Here is a 2,272-nt window from a genome sequence, read left to right on the forward strand (position 1 = left end):
TGACTTCCGGTGTGAAGGATGTGCGCGAAGTGATAGAACGTGCCAAGAGCAACCGCTTCTTTTCACAGTCCAGCCCGATTCTGTTTATTGATGAAATCCATCGGTTCAGCAAGTCGCAGCAGGATTCTCTGTTGGGAGCGGTAGAGAACGGAACAGTCACGCTGATTGGCGCAACAACGGAGAATCCGTCGTTTGAGGTCATCCGCCCTCTCCTGTCCCGCTGCCAGCTTTATGTGCTCAAATCTTTGGAGAAAGAAGATTTATTGGAACTTCTGCAACGTGCCATCACCACGGATGCCGTATTGAAAGAGCGCAAAATTGAATTGAAAGAAACAACAGCCATGTTGCGCTTCTCCGGTGGAGACGCCCGCAAGCTGCTTAATATATTGGAACTCGTTGTGCAATCGGAAACGGAAGAGACTGTCGTCATCACCGATGAAATGGTGACCGAACGGTTGCAACAAAATCCGCTGGCATACGACAAGGATGGAGAGATGCATTATGACATTATCTCCGCTTTCATCAAGTCTATTCGTGGCAGTGATCCCGACGGAGCGATCTACTGGCTTGCCCGTATGGTGGAAGGAGGCGAAGATCCTGCTTTCATTGCCCGCCGACTGGTGATTTCGGCTGCCGAGGACATTGGTTTGGCAAACCCGAACGCACTGCTTCTCGCTAACGCCTGCTTTGAAACATTGATGAAAATCGGCTGGCCCGAAGGACGGATTCCTTTGGCTGAAACAACGATTTATCTGGCTACCAGTCCGAAGAGTAATTCGGCATACAGCGCGATCAATGACGCACTAGAGTTAGTCCGTTCAACCGGTAATCTGCCTGTCCCCTTGCATCTGCGCAATGCTCCGACCAAACTGATGAAGCAACTGGGCTACGGACAGGAATATAAATATGCACACAGCTATGAAGGTAACTTTGTCAAACAGCAATTCCTTCCGGACGAACTGAAAGACAAACGGATATGGCAACCGCAAAACAATCCGGCAGAGCAGAAGCATGCCGAACGGATGATACAGTTGTGGGGAGACAAATTCAAGAAATGATATTTTCAGGCATAGATTACACGGATTACGCAGATGCTTCATGCAAAGCATATTTTAAGAAAACGTGAAATCCGTGTAATTCGCGCCTATAATATCAATATGTTGTTAAGAAAACACGTATAACTTATTATTAATATTGAAATTGAAATGAAGATTGTAGTTTTAGACGGCTTTGCCGCCAATCCCGGAGATTTATCCTGGGAAGGTATGAAAGTTCTTGGAGAATGTACAATTTATGATCGTACAGCTCCGGAAGAGGTATTAGAACGTGCAGCCGGTGCAGAAGCAATTCTGACTAACAAGGTAATCATCAATGCAGACCACATGGCTGCACTGCCCGAACTGAAATATATCGGTGTATTGGCTACCGGATACAACGTGGTAGACACAGCTGCTGCCAAAGAACGGGGAATCGTCGTTACTAATATTCCTTCATACAGCACCGCTTCCGTTGCTCAAATGGTATTTTCGCATATCCTGAACATCACTCAACAAGTGCAACACCACTCCGAAGAAGTGCACAAAGGCCGTTGGACAAACAACAAGGATTTCTGTTTTTGGGACACTCCGTTGATGGAACTTCGGGATAAGAAAATCGGTCTGGTAGGATTGGGAAACACCGGATATACCACAGCGCGTGTTGCTATCGGATTCGGTATGCAAGTGTACGCATTGACTTCTAAATCCCACTTCCAATTGCCACCGGAAATCAAGAAGATGGATTTGGATCAATTGTTCAGCGAGTGTGATATTATCAGTTTGCACTGCCCGCTTACGCCGGAAACACGCGAAATGGTGAATGCACGCCGTCTTGCCATGATGAAGCCGACAGCCATCTTAATCAATACCGGTCGCGGACCGCTTATCAACGAACAAGATCTTGCAGATGCTTTGAACAGCGGTAAGATTTATGCAGCCGGCGTAGACGTGCTTTCTACCGAACCGCCTTGTGCCGACAATCCATTGCTGACAGCAAAGAACTGCTACATCACTCCGCACATTGCCTGGGCAACCATAGAGGCTCGTGAACGTCTGATGAATATTGCAATCAGCAATCTTCAGGCTTACATTTCTGGCAAACCGGAGAATGTAGTCAATAAATAATTAGCATTAGTGTAATTCATAACGAGGGTGTCATAATGCCCGAAGTGTTTAGGCACACACGTTAAGTATAAAATATATAAAAAGCTCCCTTTATTTTATCTCTCTACCAT

2 protein-coding genes are annotated in these 2,272 nt (G+C 46.3%); both read left to right on the forward strand.

The window, feature by feature from the left end; genetic code table 11:
• A partial coding sequence (locus BXY_RS03790; RefSeq protein ID WP_208946756.1) for a replication-associated recombination protein A occupies positions 1–1,058 on the forward strand: 1,058 nt, incomplete at its 5' end.
• Between the two features lie 147 nt (positions 1,059–1,205).
• Positions 1,206–2,162, forward strand: coding sequence for a D-2-hydroxyacid dehydrogenase (locus BXY_RS03795; protein WP_008643889.1), 957 nt, complete (start codon positions 1,206–1,208; stop codon positions 2,160–2,162).
• Positions 2,163–2,272 lie beyond the last annotated feature (110 nt).

The organism is Bacteroides xylanisolvens XB1A (assembly GCF_000210075.1).
GTDB lineage: Bacteria > Bacteroidota > Bacteroidia > Bacteroidales > Bacteroidaceae > Bacteroides > Bacteroides xylanisolvens.

What these genes read in the sequence shown, in the direction of transcription:
- BXY_RS03795 (WP_008643889.1), top strand. Translation starts at nt 1,206, where the DNA reads ATGAAGATTGTAGTTTTAGACGGCTTTGCCGCCAATCCCGGAGATTTA.